The organism is Duganella kummerowiae (assembly GCF_053572355.1).
In genome coordinates this window covers 172,540-189,681 of record NZ_JBKFEH010000004.1, presented here as the reverse complement: position 1 = coordinate 189,681, position 17,142 = coordinate 172,540, and the positions used below count along the sequence as shown (strand labels likewise).

16 protein-coding genes are annotated in these 17,142 nt (G+C 65.7%); 7 read left to right on the top strand and 9 right to left on the bottom strand.

The window, feature by feature from the left end; translation table 11 throughout:
* Positions 1 to 2: 2 nt before the first annotated feature.
* Positions 3 to 1,172 (bottom strand): ABC transporter substrate-binding protein, encoded by a 1,170-nt coding sequence (locus tag ACLB1G_RS04190; RefSeq protein ID WP_491625931.1) that lies wholly within the window; start codon positions 1,170 to 1,172, stop codon positions 3 to 5.
* Positions 1,173 to 1,291: 119 nt separating this feature from the next.
* Here ACLB1G_RS04190 and ACLB1G_RS04185 point away from each other — a divergent pair, with 119 nt between their 5' ends.
* Positions 1,292 to 2,194: a LysR family transcriptional regulator gene (locus ACLB1G_RS04185; RefSeq protein WP_491625930.1), complete on the top strand. Its 903-nt coding sequence runs from the start codon at positions 1,292 to 1,294 to the stop codon at positions 2,192 to 2,194.
* Here the strand turns inward: ACLB1G_RS04185 and ACLB1G_RS04180 are convergent.
* The gene (locus ACLB1G_RS04180) at positions 2,177 to 2,662 is read right to left on the bottom strand and encodes a MarR family winged helix-turn-helix transcriptional regulator (RefSeq protein WP_491625929.1); all 486 of its coding nucleotides are present in this window, start codon (positions 2,660 to 2,662) and stop codon (positions 2,177 to 2,179) included. The genes ACLB1G_RS04185 and ACLB1G_RS04180 overlap by 18 nt on opposite strands.
* 128 nt (positions 2,663 to 2,790) lie before the next feature.
* Between ACLB1G_RS04180 and ACLB1G_RS04175 the strand changes: the two genes are divergently transcribed.
* Genes ACLB1G_RS04175 through ACLB1G_RS04165 form a run of 3 tightly spaced genes read left to right on the top strand, consistent with a single transcriptional unit; the run spans position 2,791 to position 6,005 of the window.
* Entirely contained in the window at positions 2,791 to 3,822 is a 1,032-nt protein-coding gene (locus tag ACLB1G_RS04175; protein ID WP_491625928.1) for an aromatic ring-hydroxylating dioxygenase subunit alpha, read from the top strand.
* Entirely contained in the window at positions 3,819 to 4,787 is a 969-nt protein-coding gene (locus tag ACLB1G_RS04170) for a PDR/VanB family oxidoreductase (protein WP_491625927.1), read from the top strand. Before ACLB1G_RS04175 ends, ACLB1G_RS04170 begins: the two co-directional genes overlap by 4 nt.
* 33 nt (positions 4,788 to 4,820) lie before the next feature.
* Positions 4,821 to 6,005 (top strand): ABC transporter substrate-binding protein, encoded by a 1,185-nt coding sequence (locus tag ACLB1G_RS04165; RefSeq protein WP_491625926.1) that lies wholly within the window; start codon positions 4,821 to 4,823, stop codon positions 6,003 to 6,005.
* A 48-nt stretch (positions 6,006 to 6,053) separates the two neighbouring features.
* On the opposite strand, the gene pcaCD is transcribed toward ACLB1G_RS04165, so the two are convergent.
* Genes pcaCD through pcaH form a run of 4 tightly spaced genes read right to left on the bottom strand, consistent with a single transcriptional unit; the run spans position 6,054 to position 9,958 of the window.
* Complete coding sequence (pcaCD, locus tag ACLB1G_RS04160; RefSeq protein WP_491625925.1) at positions 6,054 to 7,316, bottom strand: bifunctional 4-carboxymuconolactone decarboxylase/3-oxoadipate enol-lactonase PcaCD; 1,263 nt, start codon at positions 7,314 to 7,316, stop codon at positions 6,054 to 6,056.
* Complete coding sequence (locus ACLB1G_RS04155; RefSeq protein WP_491625924.1) at positions 7,313 to 8,716, bottom strand: lyase family protein; 1,404 nt, start codon at positions 8,714 to 8,716, stop codon at positions 7,313 to 7,315. Before ACLB1G_RS04155 ends, pcaCD begins: the two co-directional genes overlap by 4 nt.
* Positions 8,717 to 8,731: 15 nt before the next feature.
* On the bottom strand, positions 8,732 to 9,253 hold the full coding sequence (locus ACLB1G_RS04150) for a peptidase associated/transthyretin-like domain-containing protein (RefSeq protein WP_491625923.1): 522 nt from the start codon (positions 9,251 to 9,253) through the stop codon (positions 8,732 to 8,734).
* Positions 9,254 to 9,265: 12 nt separating this feature from the next.
* Positions 9,266 to 9,958, bottom strand: coding sequence for a protocatechuate 3,4-dioxygenase subunit beta (gene pcaH, locus ACLB1G_RS04145; RefSeq protein WP_491625922.1), 693 nt, complete (start codon positions 9,956 to 9,958; stop codon positions 9,266 to 9,268).
* 324 nt (positions 9,959 to 10,282) lie between these two features.
* Between pcaH and ACLB1G_RS04140 the strand changes: the two genes are divergently transcribed.
* Entirely contained in the window at positions 10,283 to 11,056 is a 774-nt protein-coding gene (locus ACLB1G_RS04140; protein ID WP_491625921.1) for an IclR family transcriptional regulator domain-containing protein, read from the top strand.
* On the opposite strand, the gene ACLB1G_RS04135 is transcribed toward ACLB1G_RS04140, so the two are convergent.
* Positions 11,057 to 11,944, bottom strand: coding sequence for a helix-turn-helix domain-containing protein (locus ACLB1G_RS04135; protein WP_491626026.1), 888 nt, complete (start codon positions 11,942 to 11,944; stop codon positions 11,057 to 11,059).
* A gap of 133 nt (positions 11,945 to 12,077) precedes the next feature.
* On the opposite strand from ACLB1G_RS04135, the gene ACLB1G_RS04130 reads away from it, so the two are divergent.
* Entirely contained in the window at positions 12,078 to 13,247 is a 1,170-nt protein-coding gene (locus tag ACLB1G_RS04130) for a 4-hydroxybenzoate 3-monooxygenase (protein ID WP_491625920.1), read from the top strand.
* 72 nt (positions 13,248 to 13,319) lie between these two features.
* Here the strand turns inward: ACLB1G_RS04130 and ACLB1G_RS04125 are convergent, their stop codons facing one another.
* Together ACLB1G_RS04125 and ACLB1G_RS04120 are read right to left on the bottom strand one after the other, a co-directional pair.
* Positions 13,320 to 14,552 carry a GTP-binding protein gene (locus tag ACLB1G_RS04125; RefSeq protein ID WP_491625919.1) on the bottom strand — a complete coding sequence of 411 codons (1,233 nt, stop codon included), beginning with the start codon at positions 14,550 to 14,552 and terminating at the stop codon, positions 13,320 to 13,322.
* 241 nt (positions 14,553 to 14,793) lie between these two features.
* A complete protein-coding gene (locus ACLB1G_RS04120) occupies positions 14,794 to 15,222 on the bottom strand; it encodes a Fur family transcriptional regulator (RefSeq protein ID WP_491625918.1) in 429 nt (142 codons plus the stop codon).
* A 275-nt stretch (positions 15,223 to 15,497) separates the two neighbouring features.
* Here ACLB1G_RS04120 and ACLB1G_RS04115 point away from each other — a divergent pair, with 275 nt between their 5' ends.
* Entirely contained in the window at positions 15,498 to 17,099 is a 1,602-nt protein-coding gene (locus ACLB1G_RS04115; RefSeq protein WP_491625917.1) for a flavin monoamine oxidase family protein, read from the top strand.
* Positions 17,100 to 17,142 lie beyond the last annotated feature (43 nt).

The following is a 17,142-nucleotide window of genomic DNA, read 5'->3' as shown; positions in this document are numbered from 1 at the left end:
GGTTATTTGGCGGGATCGCGCACGCCGTCGTAGCGGTCGATCTCGGTGGCGGCATATTGGCCGCTGGCTTGCTTGTCGATGCGGCGGATGTAGATGGTCTGGACGATGTCGTTGCGCGCGTCCAGGGCCACTGTGCCGCGCGGGCTGCTGGCGCTGTAGCCCTTGAGCGCCGCCATGAAGCCGGCGCCGCCGGCGTCGCCCCTGGTCTTGTTCAGCGCGGCGGCGATCAGCGCCATGCCGTCGTACGCGGCCACGGCCTGGAAGTTGGGCTGGAAGCGGCCACCTACGGTCTTGGAGAAAGCTTCCAGGAAGGCGGCGTTTTCCGCGCCGGGACGGGAAAAGGCGTAGAAGCCGGCCGTGTAGATGCCGGCCATGGAAGGACCGGCCGCATCCAGCACGTCGCCGTCGGCCCAGCCTTCGCCGCCCAGGAAGCGGATGCCGGCCTTGTCCAGGCCCTTTTCGCGGTAGCCCTTCATGAAGGCCACCATGGGCTGGCCGTTGGGCAGGAACACGTGGATGGCGTCCGGTTTGGCGTCCTTGATGCGCTGCAGGTAGGCGCTGAAATCCACCGTGGACAGCGGTACCTTGACCGATTCCACCCTGGTGCCGCCCAGCGCCGTGAAGCTGGTGCTGAACCAGCTGTCGGCATCCTGGCCCGGCGCGTAGTCCGCCACGATGGAGAACACACGGCGCGAGCCGGTCTTGTAGGCCCATTCCGCCAGCGGCTTGACCGACTGCGCAATGGTGTAGGAAGTGCGCGTCACGTAGGGCGAGCGGCTGGTGATGGCCGAGGCGGCGGCGTTCATGATGACCATGGGCTTGCGGGCGCGGTCGGCAATGCTGGCCGCCGCCATGGCGTTGGGCGTGAACACGAAGCCGGCCAGGATGTCGGCCTTGTCGCGGCTCAGCAGTTCGGTGGCCAGGCGTTTGGCCACTTCCGGCTGCGGGCCGGTGTCGTCCTTGTAGATCACGGCCAGCTTCTTGCCGGCCACAGTGTCGCCATGCATGCGCAGCCAGGTGGCTATGCCGGCCTTCATTTGCTCGCCGCTCTGGGCGGCGGAGCCGCTGAGCGAGGTGATCACGCCGATGCGCACGGTGGCATCGTCGGCGGCGGTGGCGGGCAGGGCCAGCGACAGCAGTGCGCAGCATAGCGCGCGGGCGATATGTTTCATGCTTGGTCTCCGTTATGGTTATGGTGGTCTTTAACTTCAGTTTGAGCGATCATCAGGTATCGCAAACTATTTGAAAATAGAATTTTCCGCATAATGTTTATGCGAAAATCAAATTCGGCATGAACCAGTTCGATCTCAACCTGCTGCCGGTGGCGCTGGCCATCTATGAGGAACGCAGCGTCAGCGGCGCGGCGCGCAAGCTGGGCATGAGCCAGCCTGCCGTCAGCGTGGCGCTCAACAAGCTGCGCACGGCGCTGGCCGACCCCCTGTTCGTGCGCACGGCGCGCGGCATGGAGCCGACTCCGCGCGCCGCCACCCTGATCAGCCCCACCCGCGACATCCTGCAGCGGCTGCAGAACGACGTGCTGGCCAGCGAGCAGTTCAACCCGGCCAGCACCGACCGCCGCTTCACGCTGGCGCTGTCCGATATCGGGGAAATGACGTTTCTACCGCGCCTGCTGGAGCGGCTGCGGCGCGATGCGCCGCATGCGTCCATCTGTTCGGTGTCCATGGACCCGGCCGAATTGCAGCTGGCGCTGGAGCAGGGCGAGGTGGACCTGGCGGTGGGCTATTTTCCGGACCTGAAGAACCGCAATTTCTTCCAGCAGCGGCTGTTCTCGCACTCCTTCGTGTGCCTGCTGGGCGCCAGCCATCCTTACCGGCACAAGCGCATGAGCATGGAGCAGTTTTTGAAGATGGGCCATGCAGTGATACGCGCCGGGGGCCGCAGCCAGGAGCTGTTCGAGCAATTCCTCGTGCGGCAGAGGATAGAGCGCAGGGTGGTGCTGCTGACGCCGCACTTCATGTCCATTCCCTTCCTGATCGCGGGCAGTGATTTGATGGCGACCGTGCCGCGCGCGGTGGGGGAAAGTTTTGCGCAGTTCGCCGATATCAAGCTGGTCGAACCGCCGCTGGAGATACCGCGCTTCGACCTCAAGCAGCACTGGCACCGCAAGTACGCCAAGGATGGCGCCAATGCCTGGCTGCGGTCCGTGATCCTTGAATTATTCAGCGACCCGTGACCTTGTGGCGAGGGGCGCGCGGCTTTGCTCGTTGTTCCCGTCCACCAGCTTGGTGAGCAGTTCCATGAACTGCAGCTGCTCCTCGCCGGACAGGGGCGCCAGCAGCCGCTTGCGCAGGCGCTGCGAGCCTGGGATCAGGCTGTCGAGCAGCTGCTCGCCGGCCGCCGTGATGGTCAGCGCGCGCTGGCGGCGGTTGTGCGGGATCACCTTGCGTTCCAATAGCCCCTTTTCCTCCAGCCGCGCGCACACGGTGGCGCCGGTGGAAGTGTCGATGCCGGTCAGCGCGGACAGGGTGACCTGGTCGGTGCCCGGATGCTGGGTGAGGTTGCGCAGTATCGCGTACTGCACCGGGGTCAGCTCCGTGCCCATTTCATCGATGAAGATGGAGACGGAAATCTGCTGCGCGCGCCGCAGCAGGTGGCCGGGATGTTCGTACAGGTTGATCAATTTGCTTTCGGGTTCGGACATGGAGGTCTCTGTTGTGCGGCGCCGCATCGAATTCAGTTTACAACGCGGTGCGAGTGTCTATACTTTACTATATTCAGTGCGCTGAATATATAAAGAATAATCAGATAAAAGCAAGCAAAGGAGACCTCATGTACCCCAAAAACACCTGGTACGTGGCCTGCACCCCCGACGAGATCGAGGGCAAGCCGCTGGGACGCCAGATCTGCGGCGAGAAAATCGTGTTCTATCGCGGCGCGGGAGGCAAAGTGGCGGCGGTGGAGGACTTCTGTCCGCATCGCGGCGCGCCCCTGTCGCTGGGCTTTGTGCGCGACGGCCAGCTGGTGTGCGGCTACCACGGGCTGGAAATGGGCTGTGACGGCAAGGCCATCAGCATGCCGGGCCAGCGCGTGCGCGGCTTCCCGTGCATCCGCAGCTATGCGGTGGAGGAGCGCTACGGCTTCATCTGGGTCTGGCCGGGCGAAAAAGAGAAGGCCGATCCGGCCCTGATTCATCACCTGGAATGGGCCGACAATCCGGAATGGGCCTACGGCGGCGGCCTGTATCACATCAACTGCGACTACCGCCTGATGGTGGACAACCTGATGGACCTGACCCACGAGACCTACGTCCACGCCTCCAGCATAGGCCAGAAGGAAATCGACGAGGCCCCGGTCACCACAAAGATCGAAGGCGAGCAAGTGGTCACCAGCCGGTTCATGGAAAACATCATGGCGCCGCCGTTCTGGCGCGCGGCCCTGCGCGGCAACGGCCTGGCCGACGACGTGCCGGTCGACCGCTGGCAAATCTGCCGCTTCACCAAGCCCAGTCACGTGCTGATCGAAGTCGGCGTGGCGCATGCGGGAAAAGGCGGCTACCACGCCGACCCGGCGCACAAGGCCTCCAGCATCGTGGTCGACTTCATCACGCCCGAAACCGAGACCTCGCACTGGTATTTCTGGGGCATGGCGCGCAACTTCCGCCCGGACGACAAGGAACTGACCGCCACCATACGCGAAGGACAAGGTAAGATCTTCGGGGAAGACCGGGACATGCTGGAACTGCAGCAGCAGAACATCCTGCGCCATCCCGAACGCAAGCTGCTGATGTTGAACATCGACGCGGGCGGGGTGCAGTCGCGCCGCATGATAGACCAGATGCTCGAGCAGGAGCGGGCCGCATGAATACCATGAAGGTGAGCGTGGCCCGCAAGCAGGAGGAGGCGGAGGGCATCAGCAGCTTCGAACTGGTCAGCCTGGACGGCCAGCCGCTGCCGCCATTCACGGCCGGCGCGCATATCGACGTGCACGTGAAGCCGGGACTGGTGCGCCAGTACTCGCTGTGCAATCCGCCCCATGAGCGCCACCGCTATGTGATCGGCGTGCTGCGCGATCCCTCCTCGCGCGGCGGCTCGCAGGGCATGCACGACGATATCCACGCCGGCGCCCAGCTGGAGATCAGCGAGCCGAAAAACCATTTTCCGCTGGTTCCGCTGGCGGACGGCAAGCGCAGCCTGCTGCTGGCGGGCGGCATAGGCGTGACGCCCATCCTGGCCATGGCGGAGGAACTGGCAGCGCAGGGCGCTGACTTCGAGCTGCACTACTGCACCCGCTCGCCCGAGCGCACCGCCTTCCGCGAGCGCATCGCGCAGGCGCCGTATGCGGCGCGTGTCCATTATCACCACGACAGCGGCCCGGCGGAGCAGAAGTTCGACCTGGCCGCGCTGCTGGCGTCCGCCGATCGCGGCGCCCATCTCTATTTGTGCGGCCCGGGCGGCTTCATCGACCATGTGCTGGCCGTGGCCAAGGAACACGGCTGGCCCAGGGAGCAGGTGCACCTGGAATACTTCGGCGCGGCCGCTACGCCTGCGCAGGGAGGCGACCAGCCCTTTGACGTGAAGATTGCCTCCACCGGCAAGGTATACACGATACCGGCCGACCGCAGCGTGCTGCAGGTGCTGGGCGAGCAGGGCGTGTTCATTCCTGCGTCCTGCGAGCAGGGCGTGTGCGGCACCTGTTTGACCAAGGTCCTGGAAGGCGTGCCCGATCACCGCGACCTGTACCTGACCGAGGAGGAGCAGGCCGCCAACGATATTTTCACCCCCTGCTGCTCGCGCGCGCGCAGCGCCACTTTAGTGCTGGACTTATAAGCTGCAACAACGACCATAAAACAGGAGACAAGCATGCCAGAACAAATCAACAGCCAGCGTCGTCACCTCGTGCTGGGCGCCGCCGCCTTGTCGGCCGGCGTCCTGCCGTCCATCGGCCGGGCGGCCGAGCCGCTCAAGGTCGGGCTGATCGTGCCCATGTCCGGGCCCTTCGCTTCGACCGGACGCCAGATCGAGGCCGCCGTGAAGCTGTACATGCAGCAGAACGGCGCCAGCGTGGCCGGGCGCCCGGTGGAAATCATCCTCAAGGACGACGGCGGCGTGGCGCCGGACGTGACCAAGCGCCTGGCCCAGGAACTGATCTCGCGCGACAAGGTGCAGGTGCTGGCCGGCTTCGGTCTGACCCCGCTGGCCTTTGCCGCCGCCCCGGTGGCCACCCAGGCCAAGGTTCCCATGATCGTGATGGCGGCCGCCACCTCGGTGATACCGCAGCGCTCGCCCTACATCGTGCGCACCGGCTTCACGCTGGCGCAGGTGACGGCCCCCATGGCGCAATGGGCCGCCAGGAACAAGATCCGCAGCGTGGTGACCTTCGTCAGCGACTACGGTCCTGGACTGGATGCGGAGAAGGTGTTCGTCAAGGACTTCGGCGCCAATGGCGGCAAGGTGCTCGACAGCCTGCGCGCGCCGCTGCGCAATCCGGACTACGCGCCCTTCCTGGCCAAGGTCAAGGACTTGAAACCCGATGCGCTGTTCGTGTTCGTGCCGTCCGGCGAGGGCGCTGCGGTGCTCAAGCAGTTCACCGACCGTGGCCTGGCGCAGGCCGGCATCCGCCTGATCTGCACCGGCGACGTGCTGGACGACGACCTCATGCCCAGCATAGGCGCGGCCGCCAACGGCGTGGTGAGCAGCCATCACTATTCGGCGGCCCATCCGTCGCCGGAGAACAAGGCCTACGTGGAAGCCTTCGGCAAGGCCAACAAGGGCATGCGTCCCAACTTCCATTCGGTGGGCGCGTATGATGGCATGCATTTGCTGTACCAGGCGCTCAAGCAGACCAATGGCGATAGCAGCGGGGACAAGCTGCTGGCCGCGATGAAGGGCATGAGCTGGACCAGCGTGCGCGGCCCGGTGAGCATCGATGCCGAGACGCGCGACATCGTGCAGAACGTCTACATCCGCAAGGCGGAAGCCGGCAATGGCGGCTACTTCAACGTGGAGTTCGACAAGATCGAGAAGGTGCGCGATCCTGGTGTCTAAGCCGTTCCCGCTTTGAAGACGGCCGGCGCGTGCGCCGGCCGTTGGCGTTTACAGCCCAGCGATAAAGCCGGTGACGGCCTGCGTGAAGGCTAGCGGCTGCTCGGCGTAGCTGATGTGCGAGGCTTCCTTCAGCACTTCCAGGCGGGCGCCTGGGATGGCGGAGGCCAGCGTCTGCGCCATCTCGACCGGCGTGCCCTGGTCCAGCTCACCGGCGATCACCAGCGTCGGCACGGCGATGCCGCCCAGGCGCGCCGTGGTGTCCACCGTGCCGACCGCGTTGCAGCAGCCCACGTAGCCGACCGCATCGGTGCTGGTCAGGCGGCGGCGGTAGCGCGCCACGGTGGATGCGTGCTGCGCGCGGAAGCCTTCGTGGAAGTAGCGGCCCATGACGGCGTCCGCGATCACGTCGATGCCTTGCGCACGCACGGTGGCTATGCGCTGCTGCCACACGGCGCGCGCCGCCTCGGGATAGCCGGAAGTGGTATTGGCCAGCACCAGCGCCCTTACCAGCGCGGGATGGCGCAGGGCCAGCTCCTGGCCCACCATGCCGCCCATCGACAGGCCTATCCACACCACCGGACCGGTATCGAGTTCGCGCAGCAGGCGCGCGGCGTCGTCGGCCAGGTCGGCCATGGCGTACAGGCCGTCCGGCGAGTCCGAGCCGCCGTGGCCGCGATGGTCGTAGACGATCACACGGTTATCCTCGGCCAGCAGGTTGGCCAGCGCATCCCACATGGCCAGGTCGCAGCCCAGTGCATGGCTCAGCACCACGGTGTGGCGCGGCGCCTTGCCGTTGCGCGGCGCACGCACGCTGTAGTGCAGGGCGGGTGTGCTGGCGGTGCGGCCTTCGCGGCCGGCGCCGGGGTGGCTGGTGGCGGCCGGCGCCAGCGGTTCGACCTCATAGCCGATTTGCGGACCGACTTCGCGCAGGATGGCCAGCGCGTGGGTGAAAGCGGTATTGGCGGCCGGGACGCCGGCGTAGATGGCGGACTGTATCAGCACTTCCTTGAGCTGGTCGGGGGTCAGCTTGCTGGCCTCGTCGCCCAGCAGTGCGGCGCGCACGTGCAGGTCGAATTCCTCCCAGCGCCCCAGGGCGATGGTGATGGACAGGACGATGCAGCGGCGCGTCTTGTGTTCCAGGCCGGGACGGCCCCAGATTTCATGCCAGGCAAAGCGCGTGATGAGGTTCTGGAATTCGGCGTTGAAACTGTTCGCATTGTTCAGCGAACGGTCCACCCAGGCGTCACCCAGGATGCCGCGGCGGTTGGTCAGGCCACGCTCGAAGTCGTGGTCGAAGGGATCGTAGCTCATTTGCTGGCCTTGTGATAGGAATGGGCCGCATTCAGCGCGGCGATCTCGTCCCGCAGCGTGTGCAGCTGGGCGCGCGCCAGGCGCTGCCCCGGCCCGGTGGCGGCCACGGGATCGAACAGGGTGTTCAGATGCTCCAGGTCGACGTGGGCCTGGAGCTGGGCATCGGCTTGCACCGCGTCAGCCAGCACGTCGGCCAGGTTGCGCTGGCTGGACAGGGCCTCGCCCGTCATTTTCTCCAGCAGGCTGTGGGCCTGGGGGCGGCCGATGGCGCCCGCCAGGTAAGCCGATGCGGCTTCGGCGAACACCAAGCCTTGCAGCGCGTCGATGTTGCGGCGCATGCGATCTTTATCCACCGTCAGCCCGGCAAAGGCATCGTTGAGCGCCTGCAGCGAGCCGTGCGCGCTCAGGAACAGCTGCGGCCATTCGGCCAGCTCGGCCTGCCAGTTGCCCAGGCCGCGCTCATGCTGCTGGCCCATGGCCGCCAGCAGGGCGGCAGCATGCTGCGGCGTGCGGGTGGCGGCGGCCAGCGCGATCATGGACGATACCGGATTGCGCTTGTGCGGCATGGCCGAGGAACCGCCACGGCCATTGCCGGACGGTTCCGCCAGTTCGGCGATCTCGCCCTGCGCCATCAGGCTCAAGTCGGTGGCCAGCTTGCCCAGGCTGCCCGTCAGCACGGCCACTTCCAGGCCCAGGCGCACCCACTCGTCGCGCTGGGTGTGCCAGGCAGCGTCGGCGGCCTTCAAGCCCAGGGCGGCGGCCACGCGGCGCGCCACGGCGGGGCCTTGCTCGCCCATCACCGCCAGGGTGCCGACGGCGCCGCCCAGCTGCAGCTGCAGCGCGCGCGCGGCTTGCTCGCGCAGGCGCGCGCGGGCCCGCACCAGCGGCGCCAGCCAGCCGGCGGCCTTGAAGCCGAAGCTGGTCACTTGCGCAGGCTGCATCAGGGTGCGCGCCAGCACCGGGGTCTCCAGGTGCTGTTCCGCCAGCAGCAGCAAACGGCCGGTCAGGTCGTGCAGGCCGTCGTCCAGCAGCTGCAGGGCGTCGCGCGTGGCCAGCACCATGGCCGTGTCCAGCACGTCCTGGCTGGTGCTGCCCCAGTGGACCTTGGTGGAGGCTTCCTGGTCGTACAAGGCCACCGCCTTGGTCAGTTCCTTCACCAGCGGAATGGCCAGTGCGCCGGCACGGCGGCCGGCCGTGATCAGGGCCGGGATGTCGTACAGCTGGGCGTTGCACACGCCGGCGATGGCGCGCGCGGCCTGCTGGGTCAGCAGGCCCTCGTCGGCCTGCGCCTGCGACAGCGCCTGCTCGAAACGGAACATGGCTTGTACGATGGCCGCGTCGTCAAACACGGCGATCATGTCGGTGGTGGTCAGGAAGCTGTCGAATATCGATACGCTCACCGGATCTCCCTGGAATCAAGAATAGTCGAAGAACACCGTTTCGCGCGGGCCCTGCATGTTGATCTCCCATTCATATTGGCCGGGGCCGGTCCTGGTGGCGACCAGGGTGGCGCGTCGCGCTTGCGGCACTTGCGACAGTATCGCCGATTCGGCCAGGCCCGGGTCGTCTTCCAGGAACAGGGCGGTGAACTGGTGCTTGACCAGGCCGCGCGCGAACACGGTGATGTAGGCGACAGGCTCGCCGGGCGCCTGCGCCACCTGCGACAGGCGCAGCAGCACACGGCCGGAGTCGTCGCTGGGCACGCGGCGAAAGCCCGGAATGGCTTGCGCGGCTTCCGCGTCGGCCACGTGCGGCTGCCAGGCTTCGATCTGGGCGTCGTTGATGGCGGCGCCGTCGCCGTCGCGGATGATGGCGTTGACGGTGATGGTGGGCGCGCTGGTTTCCAGGCGCTCGGGCGCGGTCATTTCCACCGCCCAGCCCCAGCCCTCGTGCGAGAACGGGCCTATGGTTTGCGAAGTCGTGATTGGCTTGCTCATGTCTGTTCTCCCTTAGATGCCCATGGGCGTGGCGTCGCGGCCGCGCAGTACGATGTCGAATTCATAGCCCAGCATTTCGTCGCCGACGGTGTGTTCGAGGCTGAAGCGCGAGATGAGGCGCTGGCGTGCGGCCAAGTCGGGGATGCTCTGGAAGATGGGATCGTAGTCGAACAGCGGATCGTTGGGGAAGTACATCTGGGTCACCAGTCGCTGTGCGTACACATTGCCGAACAGCGAGAAGTGGATGTGGGCCGGGCGCCAGGCCTTGTCGTGGTTGGCCCAGGGGTAGGGACCGGGCTTGATGGAGACGAAGCGGTAGCGGCCGTCGTCGTCGGTCATCATCTTGCCCCAGCCATTGAAGTTGGGGTCCAGCGGCGCGTTGTGCTGGTCCTTCTTGTGGCGGTAGCGGCCGGCCGCGTTGCATTGCCAGACTTCGACCAGCGAGTTGCGCACCGGTTTGCCGTCTTCATCGACCACGCGGCCGGTGACGACGATTTTCTCGCCCAAGGGCTGGCCCTCGCCGTACGCGGTCAGGTCGGCGTCGTGCGGCAGCAGGATGCGCGGCGAAGGAGCGATATTCTGCACCACCGGCGTGCGCGCATCGAGGCGCAGCAGCGGCTGGGTGGGGCCACGCTTGACGGTGGACTTATACGGGGGATAGACCAGTTCGGGATAAACGCCTGGCGCGATAGCATCGAATTTCAAAGCAGTCTCCTTTGTTGTTAAAAACGGCTTCCGAAACCGCTGTCCTAAACCCGGAAACCCGGTGTCAGGTCTGCCATTGGTACATGAGCCTGCTTATCAAAGGCGAGCCCATGTACTAATGGCAGATCTGACACCAGCGGGTGACACCAGCGGGTGCTAATGGCAGATCTGACACCAGGGGGTGGACACCAGGTGGAGGCCGGGGCTGGGTGTGAGGGAGATAGTAGGGAATGGGCCGCCGAGTGAAAAGATGGGAATTGCATGCTATATTCGCTATGCGCACAAATCGTGCGATATGCGCACAAATACGGACTTTTCTGCATCATGGATACTGACAACGGAGCGCCATCGCCGCGCGACCTGGTCGCTGGACTGGAAAAAGGCTTGCAAGTGATCGAAGCCTTCGACCAGGAACGCAGCCGCTTGACCATCGCAGAGGTGGCCGAACGCACCGGCCTGACGCGCGCGGCGGCGCGCCGCTATCTGATCACGCTTACCCACCTGGGCTATATGCGGCACGAGAACAAGCTGTTTTCGCTGACGCCCATGGTGCTGCGCCTGGGCCAGTCCTACCTGCACTCGGCGCGGCTGCCGCGCGTGGTGCAGCCCTTGCTGTACCGGCTCGCGTACTCGCTGGGCGAGGCCGCGTCGGCTGGTGTGCTGGACCACGACCAGCTGGTGTGCGTGGCGGCCGTCAGCGCCGGACAGCTGGTGTCGGCCACGCTGCAGCCGGGCACGCGGGTGCCGGCCTATTGCACGGCCAACGGCCGCATGCTGCTGGCCTACCTGCCGCAGGACGAGATTACGCGGTTCCTGGAACGCGCCCAGCCCGAGCAGATCACCGAACACACCATCGTCAACAAGGAACGTCTGGCGCTGGAAATCACGTGCGCCCGCGCCCAGGGCTATGTGCTGGTGGACCAGGAACTGGAACTGGGCCTGCGCACCATCGCCGTCCCGCTCAAGAACTTCCGCGGCGAGGTGGTAGCGGCCATGAACATCAGCGTGCACGCGGGCCGCATGCCGCTGGAGCAGATGGTGGAGCGCTGCCTGCCGGCCCTGATCAAGATACAGGTCGAACTGAGCGCGCTGCTGTAATCATTGTTCGGCGGGATGCTTGCGGAACTCCTTGGGCGTGACGCCCATGTGCTTCTTGAACAGCCGGCTGAAATACGCCGGGTCCTGGAACCCCAGCTCATAGGCGATGCTGGCGATGCTGGCCGGGACGTAGGTCAGCTTGCGGCAGGCTTCCAGCATCAGCCGGTCCTGGGCGATGCCGAAGGCGGATTTGCCGGACAGCTTGAGGCACAGGCGGTTCAGCCGCGTGGGCGTCACCCGCAGCGCCTCGGCGTAGCGGCCCACCAGCCATTGCTCCTTGTAGCGCTGCTCGACCTCGGCGCGGAAGCGGCTGAACAGCTCGAAGTCGCTGCGGCCCGACTGGTCGGCCAGGCGGTGCTGGTCCAGCACCCGCACCAGCAGCAGCAAAGCGCTGCGCGCCAGCCATTCCAGCATCAGCGTGTGGCCATGGTGCGGCCACAGCGATTCCTCGATCAGGTTCTGCAGCAGCGGTTCGATGCGCGCCGCCACCTGCGGCATCGGGGACAGGTCGATGGCCAGCGGCTGCACGAACAGCGGCGCGAACAGGTCGACCGAAAACACCACGTTCTGGTCCACCGTCAGCACATAGCCGTGCGCCTCGGGCGAGAAGGCGAAACCATGCACCACCGAGGGATTGAGGGTGATCACCACCGGACCGCCGTGCTCCCATAGCGCGCCGTCGACCTCGGCCCGGACCTCGCCGCCGAATAAAAAAAGTACCTGAAACAGGCCCGGGTGCGTGTGGCTGTCTATATGCCAGTCGTACAGGCGGCTGCGCGTCTCTATCAGTTCGATATGGACGAATTCCGCGCCGTCCGCCCTTGTCTGCTCGCCGTACAGGGCGAAGCGGGGGATCTCTGCGGTGCTGGTCTTGTCGCGCTGCGGCATGAAGATGGTCCAGGAGTGTAAAACGTCGTCTGTCAAAATAGTACAAGCTTTTTCCGGTTTCATCCATTTTATTCCGGCCGCGCGGCGACTACGATGCAGTCATACGAACAACAACCCGCATACGGAGACCATCATGCGTACCCAAGTCGCCATCATCGGCGCCGGCCCGGCCGGCCTGCTGCTGTCCCACCTGCTGCACCTGCAAGGCATCGAATCCGTGGTCGTCGAGACCCGCTCGCGCGCCGACATCGAAGCCACCATCCGCGCCGGCGTGCTGGAGCAGGGCACCATGGACATTCTCAACGAGACCGGCGTCGGTGAGCGCATGCGGGCCGAAGGTGCACTGCACCACGGCTTCGAACTGGCCTTCGACGGCAAGCGCCACCGCATCGATCTTTCCGGCCTGACCGGCAAGGCCATCACCGTCTACGCCCAGCACGAAGTGATCAAGGACCTGGTGGCGGCGCGCATCGCGGCCCAGGGCCAGCTGCTGTTCGAAGTGAGCGGCACCGCCGTGCACGACGCCGACACCAGCCGCCCGTCCATCACCTTCCTGCATCGCGGCGAGCAATGCAAAATCGAAGCGGACTTCGTGGTGGGCTGCGACGGTTTTCATGGCGTGGCCCGTCCGGCCATGCCCAACCAGGCCGGCCGCACCGACTTCCAGCGCATCTATCCGTTTGGCTGGTTCGGCATCCTGGTGGAGTCGGCCCCCTCGTCCGAGGAATTGATCTACGCCCGCCACGAGCGCGGCTTCGCCCTGGTCAGCACCCGTTCGCCCACCGTGCAGCGGCTGTACTTCCAATGCGATCCGAGCGACCACGTGGACAACTGGTCGGACGACCGCATCTGGGCAGAACTGCACGCGCGCCTGGAGAACAACGACGGCTGGAAGCTCAAGGAAGGCCGTATCTTCCAGAAGGGGATCATCGGCATGCGCAGCTTCGTGTCCACGCCCATGCAGGCGGGACGCCTGTTCCTGGCCGGCGACGCGGCCCATATCGTGCCGCCCACCGGCGCCAAGGGCTTGAACCTGGCGGTCGGCGATGTGAAGGTGCTGGCGCGCGGCCTGGAGCACTACTACCGCCACAACAGCGAGGACAAGCTGCGGGGCTACAGCGAGGAAGCGCTCAAGCGCATCTGGCGCGCCGAGTACTTCTCGTGGTGGATGACGCGCATGCTGCACAGCTTTGCCGACGCCTCGCCGTTCGAGCGCGAGATGCAGCGCGCCGAGCTGCGTAACGTGGTCAGTTCGCGGGCGCTGGCGACCGCCGTGGCCGAGAATTACGTCGGCGCGTTCTGACTCCATGGCACGCCGCGTTGGCGGGCCGTGATACCGGGCCGCCGGCCGCGGTAGCGTTGCTGTACTGCGTGGTTATTCCTCGATCTCGTCACGGCGCCAGGCCGGGAAGGGATCGGGCAGGCTGCGCCAGGCAAGCATGCCTTGCGCCAGTTCGGCCGGCGTCAGCACGCAGTGGCGGAACGCGGCTTCGATGGCGGCGCGGTCCATGCGGCGGCCGATGAAGACGATTTCGTTGATGCGGTCGCCGTAGGGCTCCTGCCATTGTTCCTCGATCTCGCGCCGGTAGGGATCGTCCGGCTGCGGCCAGCGTGCGGCGTCGGCGGCGGCCCACCACTGGCCGACCGGTTCCACCGAGGCGATGCGGCCGGCGCGCGAGTAAGCCACCGCCCATTCGTGGCGGCTGGCGAACCAGAGATAGCCCTTGGCCCGCAGCAGGCCGTCCAGCGGCAGGTCGAGGAAGGCGCTGAAGCGCTGCGCGTGCAGCGGCTGGCGGGTGCGCAGGACGAAACTGGTGATCCCGTATTCCTCGGTTTCCGGCGCGTGCAGCCCGGCCAGCTCGCGCGCCCAGCCGGCCATGGCGCTGGCCCGTTCCAGGTCGAACTTGCCGGTCCCCAGCAGGCGGTGCAGGGGCGCCCGTCCGCGTTCTGCGGCGACGATCTCGGCCTGCGGGTTGAGCGCCTTGACCACGGCCTTGACCTCGGCCAGTTGTGCCGGGCCGGCCAGGTCGGCCTTGCTGATGACCACCACGTCGGCAAATTCGATTTGCTCGGCCAGCAGTGCGGCCAGGGTACGCTCGTCGCCTTCGCCTGCAGACAGGCCGCGCTGGGCCAGAAAGTCGGCGCCGTTATAGTCGGCCAGCAGGTTGGCGGCATCCACCACGGTCACCATGGTGTCGATGCGGGCCACGTCGTTGAGCGACTGGCCTTGCTCGTCGGCGAAGTCGAAGGTGGCGGCCACCGGCATCGGCTCGCCTATGCCGGTCGATTCGATCAGCAGGTAGTCGAAGCGGCCTTCGGTGGCCAGCTTGCGCACCTCCAGCAGCAGGTCTTCGCGCAGGGTGCAGCAGATGCAGCCGTTGCTCATCTCGACCAGGCGCTCCTCGGTGCGCGACAGCGCCGCGCCGGCGTTGCGGGCGCCATCGGACAGCAGGGCGGCGTCGATGTTCACGTCGCTCATGTCGTTGACGATGACGGCCACGCGCAGGCCGTCGCGGTTGGCCAGGATGTGGTTCAGCAGGGTGGTTTTGCCGGCGCCCAGGAATCCGGAAAGGACGGTGACGGGCAGGCGGCGGTCGTGTTCAGCCATGAGATACTCGCAGTCGTTAATGCAACAGAATTGCATTCTATGGCGGCCTGGTCATTAACGCAATAGAGTTGCATTAATAAATCGCTGGACGTACAAATGCCTGCCGCGTTTGGCATGCCTTCATTCCATGCGAAGAATCAGAGGCTGGCCCAAAATGCGCGTAGCTAGGCGCGGCGCCGAAGACAGTGCGCCTGCACGGCGAGGTGCTGCAACGACGCCACGCTCATTTTGAGCCAGCCTCTCAGCGCAGCTTGGCACAGTGGGGGCAAGTGCCCTTGATGAGGAAGTCGACTTCCTCGGACTGGAAGCCGTCCGGCAGTTTCATCTTGCGCGGCAGCGGCACTTCGGTGAAGCAGGTCACTTCCTCGCAGCGGGTGCATTGGAAGTGCGCGTGCTCGTGGCCATGGTGGCCGGCGCCGGCGCGGAAGCGCCACACCTGGTCGGCGGCGGCGATGCGGTGTATCAGCTCGTTTTCTGTCAGCCATTCCAGCACGCGGTACAGGGTCACCGGGTCCAGCGCCTCCTCGGACAGGGCGTCCTGGATGTCGTGGTGGGTCAGCGATTTGTCCTGCTTGAGCAGGAACTCCAGCACCACGGCGCGCGGGCGCGTCAGACGGGCGCCGGTGGCGCGTATCAGCGATTCAGCCTGGTGGGCGATGGAGGTGTGCATGGTCGGTGGCGTGTAGAACGGTTGCGAGCAGCATCTTATCACGCGCGCCGCAAGGGCACAGGCGGCGCCGTAAAAACATAGTTTTACATTTCCGCCCGGCGCTGCACAAAGACAGTGCCGTGGTGCGCCCCCGCACCTTTACGGGGCTGGCAGGCGCCGCAAAACTCTCCAAATCTCTCTCTGTTATAGCGACGTGGGCTGGCACAGGGCTTGCTCATATGCCGGTGTAGTCGGGCCGTCCTTGTAGTAGAACTGCTTTCTTCTTTCAGGTGATCATGTCTAACAATTTCGTACTTCCCGGCGCCTCGCGGCGCGATTTTCTCGCAAAAGCATTGGCCGTTGGCGGCACTGGGTTCCTGCTCGCCAGCATGAAGGCCTGGGGCATGGACATGGCCTCGACCATGGGAGCGCCGCCGCAGCTGCAGGGCAGCGGCAAGGGCAAGACCGTGCTGATACTGGGCGCCGGTGTCGGCGGCCTGGCGGCGGCCTATGAACTGGGCAAGCTAGGCTACACCGTCAAGGTGATCGAGGCCCGCTCCTTTGCCGGCGGCCGCGCGCAGACGGCGCGCAAGGGCAAGGTGCTGGAGGAGCTCGGCGGCGAGAAGCAGCTGTGCACCTTCGACGACAAGCAGTACATCAACTTCGGCCCGTGGCGCATCCCGTTCAACCACTATTCGACCCTGCATTACACCAAGGAATTCAACGTCCCGCTGGAGCTGTTCAACAACGACAACGACGCGGCGTATGTGTATAGCGCCAACGCCAAGGGTCCGCTGGCCAAGAAGCGCCTGCGCATGTTCGAGGTCAAGGCCGACATGCGCGGCTATGTCGACGAACTGCTGGCCAAGTCCATCAAGAGCGGCGCCATGGACCAGCAGGTCAAGGCCGAGGACAAGCAGCTGCTGCTCGACTACCTGGTCAACGAGGGCTACCTGGACAAGAAGGACCTCAGCTACAAGGGCACGGAAGGGCGCGGCTACAAGGTCAACCCCGGCGCCGGCGTGTCGCCCGGGCCCGGTGTGCCGTCTGATCCGCTGGCCTTCTCCGACCTGCTGCAATCCAAGCTGGGCCTGATCTACCATTCGGTACACGAGTTCACCCAGCAGTCCACCATGCTGCAACCGGTGGGCGGGATGGACCAGCTGGCCAAGGCCATCGAGAAGCGCGTGGCGAAGAACATCAGCTACAACACCGAGGTCACCAAACTGGTGAACAGCGACACCAAGGTCCAGGCCTATGTGAAGAATACCCAGACCGGCAAGGAATCGGTGGTGACCGGCGACTTCTGCCTGTGCACCATCCCGCTCTCGGTGCTGCGCCAGATCGACACCAACTTCTCCGACAAGTTCAAGACCGCCATGCAGGGCGCAGCCTATATGCCGGTCGGGAAGATCGGCCTGCAGATGAAGAGCCGCTTCTGGGAGACCGAACACGGCATCTACGGCGGCCATGTGTACACCGACGCCAAGGGCGTCAACCTGATCTCGCTGCCGTCGACCAACTGGCAGGGCGGCAAGGGCACGCTGCTGGGCTACTACAACTTCGGCGCCGACGCCGCCATGGTCAGCGCGCTGGACCTGAAGGGCCGCATCGACCATGCGCTGGCGGCGGGCGAGGCCATCTTCCCCGGCCAGTACCGCGACAACTTCGAGAGCGGCTTCTCGGTGGCCTGGCACCGCGTCAAGTACAACCTGGGCGGCTGGGCCATGTGGAACGACGAATCGCGCTCGCGCGACTATCCGGTGCTGTGGGATGGCGAGGGCCGCACCTTGCTGGCCGGCGAGCACATGAGCTACCTGGGCGGCTGGCAGGCCGGCGCCATCGAATCGGCCTGGCAGCAGATAGCGCGCATCCACCAGCGCCTGGTGCAGGCGTAATACGAAAACCGGCGTGGCGGCATGCGCCGCCGGCACAACAGGA

Bases quoted from the DNA above. Each gene is read 5' to 3' on its own strand.
- ACLB1G_RS04125 (WP_491625919.1), bottom strand. From the start codon at position 14,552: ATGGCTGAACACGACCGCCGCCTGCCCGTCACCGTCCTTTCCGGATTC.
- ACLB1G_RS04175 (WP_491625928.1), top strand. From the start codon at position 2,791: ATGTACCCCAAAAACACCTGGTACGTGGCCTGCACCCCCGACGAGATC.
- ACLB1G_RS04190 (WP_491625931.1), bottom strand. From the start codon at position 1,172: ATGAAACATATCGCCCGCGCGCTATGCTGCGCACTGCTGTCGCTGGCC.
- ACLB1G_RS04115 (WP_491625917.1), top strand. From the start codon at position 15,498: ATGTCTAACAATTTCGTACTTCCCGGCGCCTCGCGGCGCGATTTTCTC.
- ACLB1G_RS04140 (WP_491625921.1), top strand. From the start codon at position 10,283: ATGGATACTGACAACGGAGCGCCATCGCCGCGCGACCTGGTCGCTGGA.
- ACLB1G_RS04130 (WP_491625920.1), top strand. From the start codon at position 12,078: ATGCGTACCCAAGTCGCCATCATCGGCGCCGGCCCGGCCGGCCTGCTG.
- ACLB1G_RS04170 (WP_491625927.1), top strand. From the start codon at position 3,819: ATGAATACCATGAAGGTGAGCGTGGCCCGCAAGCAGGAGGAGGCGGAG.
- ACLB1G_RS04180 (WP_491625929.1), bottom strand. From the start codon at position 2,662: ATGTCCGAACCCGAAAGCAAATTGATCAACCTGTACGAACATCCCGGC.
- ACLB1G_RS04135 (WP_491626026.1), bottom strand. From the start codon at position 11,944: ATGCCGCAGCGCGACAAGACCAGCACCGCAGAGATCCCCCGCTTCGCC.
- ACLB1G_RS04165 (WP_491625926.1), top strand. From the start codon at position 4,821: ATGCCAGAACAAATCAACAGCCAGCGTCGTCACCTCGTGCTGGGCGCC.
- ACLB1G_RS04150 (WP_491625923.1), bottom strand. From the start codon at position 9,253: ATGAGCAAGCCAATCACGACTTCGCAAACCATAGGCCCGTTCTCGCAC.
- pcaCD (WP_491625925.1), bottom strand. From the start codon at position 7,316: ATGAGCTACGATCCCTTCGACCACGACTTCGAGCGTGGCCTGACCAAC.
- ACLB1G_RS04120 (WP_491625918.1), bottom strand. From the start codon at position 15,222: ATGCACACCTCCATCGCCCACCAGGCTGAATCGCTGATACGCGCCACC.
- ACLB1G_RS04185 (WP_491625930.1), top strand. From the start codon at position 1,292: ATGAACCAGTTCGATCTCAACCTGCTGCCGGTGGCGCTGGCCATCTAT.